General features: G+C 58.6%; 4 protein-coding genes. All 4 read left to right on the forward strand.

Annotated elements, in window-relative coordinates; translation table 11 throughout:
- On the forward strand, window positions 1–950 hold a 950-nt coding region (locus ACOSYY_RS18660; RefSeq protein WP_421664375.1), incomplete at its 5' end, for a sulfotransferase family protein.
- Window positions 951–1,141: 191 nt separating this feature from the next.
- Window positions 1,142–1,639, forward strand: coding sequence for an RNA polymerase sigma factor (locus tag ACOSYY_RS18665; protein WP_421664376.1), 498 nt, complete (start codon window positions 1,142–1,144; stop codon window positions 1,637–1,639).
- 92 nt (window positions 1,640–1,731) lie between these two features.
- Window positions 1,732–2,742, forward strand: a complete 1,011-nt coding sequence (locus ACOSYY_RS18670) for a FecR family protein (protein WP_421664378.1) — start codon at window positions 1,732–1,734, stop codon at window positions 2,740–2,742.
- A 152-nt stretch (window positions 2,743–2,894) separates the two neighbouring features.
- Window positions 2,895–3,783: STN domain-containing protein (locus ACOSYY_RS18675; RefSeq protein WP_421664379.1), on the forward strand; the 889-nt coding region annotated here is incomplete at its 3' end.

Raw genomic sequence — 3,783 nt, forward strand, 5'->3', positions numbered from 1 at the left:
CCAAGGCGCTGATCGGCTATGGCCTCGCCAAATATTACGACCGGAGAAAACACTATGAGCGGGCCGCGCAAGCAGGACAAGCGGCGAACACCGCGCGTCGGCGAAAAGCCGGGCTGTTGGATCGGGATGCCCTCCAAGCCCGCGTGGACGGAATCATCAAGGCTTATACACATGATTTCTTCGACGAGCGTCGGCCGTTCGGCGTCGGCACCGATCAGCCGGTGTTCATCGTGGGACTCCCGCGCTCCGGCACCACACTGATCGAGCAAATTCTGGCCGCCCATCCGGCCATGTATGGAGCAGGAGAGTTGCCTGATCTCGCCCGGCTTGCCAGTCAATCCATAGCCGGTCGGAAGGCCGCCCCTTGGCAGGCCGCGTTACATGTTGAGGAGATGCAGAGCCGGTTACTGGCTCACGAGTATGTCCTCGCCCTCCGGCGTAACGCTCCTCCTGATTGTCCGCGCATCAGCGACAAGCAGCCGCTCAATTTTTTTCAGCTGGCCTTTGTCGCACTCTTGTTTCCCAACTCCCGCGTGATTCATTGCCGCAGAGACGCCCGCGACAACGCGCTCTCAATCTGGATGGAAAACTTCAATGTCGATCAGCGCTATGCGACGGACTTTCATGATCTGGCGTTCTTCATCGCCCAAGAGCGGCGATTGATGGCGCATTGGCATACCACATTGCCGCTCAAGATTCTCGATGTGCAATACGAAGACGTGGTGGCTGATCTGGAAGGTCAGGCACGGCGGTTAATCGCGTTTCTCGGGGCACCGTGGGACGATCGTTGCCTGCATTTTCACCGGCAGGATCGCGCGGTACAGACCCCCAGCCGATGGCAGGTGCGTCAGCCGATCTACGCCCGCTCCGTCGGCCGCTGGAATCACTATGGGACCTATCTGCCGGACTTGGATTCTGCCTTTGGGCGGATCGATGACGCCTTCTTTTAGATCGACAGTGACGGGCTCCACGCCATCCTCTCCATTCCATAGTGCCGTGTCGTTCTCTCTGCCACATCCAGAACCTTGCCGGTGAGCCTGGTCCGTATCGTACGTACTGTCCCTCGTTGACGAGCGTTGACACGGGTGCTATAAGCTGACCGAGTCGTAGACGTGAACATTTTGAGCGGCGAACAAGCTCCATGTCGGCAAGCCACTTGGCGGAAATCTTTCTCCAACACGAACAGGATCTGTTTCGTTTTCTCCTGCGGCGGTTGAAGTGTGCGCTGACAGCGCAGGATCTGACGCACGAATTGTTCGTCAAGATCACGACGCAGCATGGCGCGGCTGATATTCGCAATCGTCGAGCCTATCTCTTTCGGATGGCGGCGAACCTTGCGACCGATCATCAGCGTGCAATGCAAAACCGGTCGACTCTACTGGCGGAAGCCCATGGGTTGCTGTGGGGGGACGTCGAGCATCGTCATCCAGAACGCACGCTGATCGCGCGACAGGAATTGGCCCGTCTGGAAGAGGCGCTGGCCCAATTGCCGGCCATGAGCCGGAAAATTTTTTACCTCAACCGATTTGAGCGCAAGACGCAACTCGATATCGCCGAAGAATTGGGCGTCTCTATCTCCACAGTCGAAGCCCACATCCGCAAAGTGCTCAACCATCTCGCCGCTGTTCGAGATCGCTAAAAAACATCTCGCTCGGGTTTCCCAGCCAAGGTTTGTACATCGTCACTCGTCTTGTATATGTAGGGATCCGCGTTGCTGAGTTCCATGCCATCATGAACGAATCGACCGATCACGATGCCGGGGGGCCGGAACAAATCGACGAAGCGCCGTCAAGCGTGGCTCGGGCGTGGGTCGTTCGTCTGGCTTCAGGCCGAATGACGGCGGAAGAAATGAGCCGGTTCAAGAACTGGCTGGCCGAGTCTCGCGCGCACCAAGCGGCCTTTGATCGGGAACGAACGTTCTGGCAGCGATTGGATCAACTCAAAGGCCACAGCGTGGAGTGGGGAGGAGAGTCGCCCCGAGTCGCATCCGAACGGCGAACACGGCTCCGGCCAGCCTACCGCACCATCGTTGCCGGCGGGGCGATCGTAGCCAGCATCGCGTGTATCGTGTTGTATCAGGAGATTCGCCTATTCCTACTGGCCGATTATCGCACCGCAGCTGGTGAGCAACGTGTTGTGACCCTGCCAGATGGGGGAATCGCCCGTCTCAATACGGATACCGCCATTGCCGTGACCTATCGAGAGCACGAGCGCCGCATCGACTTATTGCGAGGAGAGGCTTTCTTCGAGGTCATGCCGGATCGGCAGAAACCATTCCGCGTGCTGACCCCAGGCGGTGTCACGCAGGCGATCGGCACCGCCTTTGTCGTGCAGGCTCAAGAGCAACAGACTCGTGTGACGGTGGTTGAAGGTGTCGTCGACGTGTCCGCTATCGACAGCGATGGCCGGCAAGCCAGTCCATCGGTTGCTGTGCGCAAGGACCAGCAGACATTCTATTATTCCGGCGGGCTGCCGCAGGCCGTCGCCGACAGTGACGGCTATGCGGTCACTGCTTGGACGCGCGGCGCCATCGTGATCCAAGGACAGCCGTTTGCACAGGCGATGGCCGAACTTGATCGTTATCGGCCCGGTCGTATTGTCATACTCGCGGATGTCTCGCGCACCAAAGCGGTCAGCGGACGATTCACGCTGACGGGCATTGATGACGCCCTCACCGCACTGGCAGCCACGCAAGGATTTCGCGCGATACGCGTCACGAACTACCTCGTCGTGATCCTCTAGCAGTCTTCCTTTCACTATTTTTTACTGAACAGCCAAGGGAAATCCTATGTCATTCGTCATAGAACTGACACGTCCAGCATATTGAGAACTATTCTCAGCAATATGGAGACTCAGTGCGGGCCACGGAGCCCCTATGTGTTACGGAGACTTCGATGAAGATTCGACGAAAGAAGAGGACACTCACCCCTAACCTAGCCTGGTTCATGGCCGTCACGGCGATGATGCAGTTCAGCGTTTCTGCGCCGGCATCGGTGTGGACAAAGGAGCCTAACACCGAAGACCCGTTTGATCACCAAGGGCCGGGACGTCCAGACAGATGGGGCAGGGATCCGGACAATCCGTATCGTCCCGATAATCGGTGGCAACCGTCCGCGCTTCCCCTCGGACAATCGCCATCCCTCAGCAAAGATCGGCTTGTGGCGCAGTTGACCCACAAAGAGAAGACGATCACCTTCGCTATCCCACCGCAGCCCTTGACGTCCGCCTTGCTGCGATTCGGCGAGCAAGCCGACGTTCAGATCGCCTACACGACGGAAGATATTCAGGGCGTGGACACGGCCGGGGTGTCCGGCATGCACACGACGGAAGACGCGCTCGTGCTGCTGCTGAATAACACCGGAATGCGATTTCGAGTGACGGGGGCGAACACCATCACGTTGGAGAAAAATGGAGTGTCCGCGGGCACGATGGCACCTGTTGCCGGCATGGGAGCCGCAGCGGCAATTGTCCAGGATCAGCCTTCCGGCAACCTTCCGACAGAAGAGCCGCCGAAGCCGGTAAAGGTGCCGGAAATCGTGGTGAAGGAGAAGAAAAGTCGCGCGCTGGCCGTGGATCGGCCCGATGGTTACAAAGCCGATGTGTCCTCGGAAGCGGTGCTGCGATTTCCGGTGTCGATTCAAGAGTTGCCGCAATCCGTGAGCGTTGTCACGAGAGACAGCATCTACGATCGCCGCGCCGTCACTCAGACGCAAGCCTTGGAGGGTATTGCGGGCGTGGGGAAAGCCGGCTCGAATGCCCTGACCGCCGACGATTATCTTATCC

Source organism: Nitrospira sp. BLG_2, assembly GCF_049222245.1.

Bases quoted from the DNA above. Each gene is read 5' to 3' on its own strand.
- ACOSYY_RS18665 (WP_421664376.1), top strand. From the start codon at position 1,142: ATGTCGGCAAGCCACTTGGCGGAAATCTTTCTCCAACACGAACAGGAT.
- ACOSYY_RS18670 (WP_421664378.1), top strand. From the start codon at position 1,732: ATGAACGAATCGACCGATCACGATGCCGGGGGGCCGGAACAAATCGAC.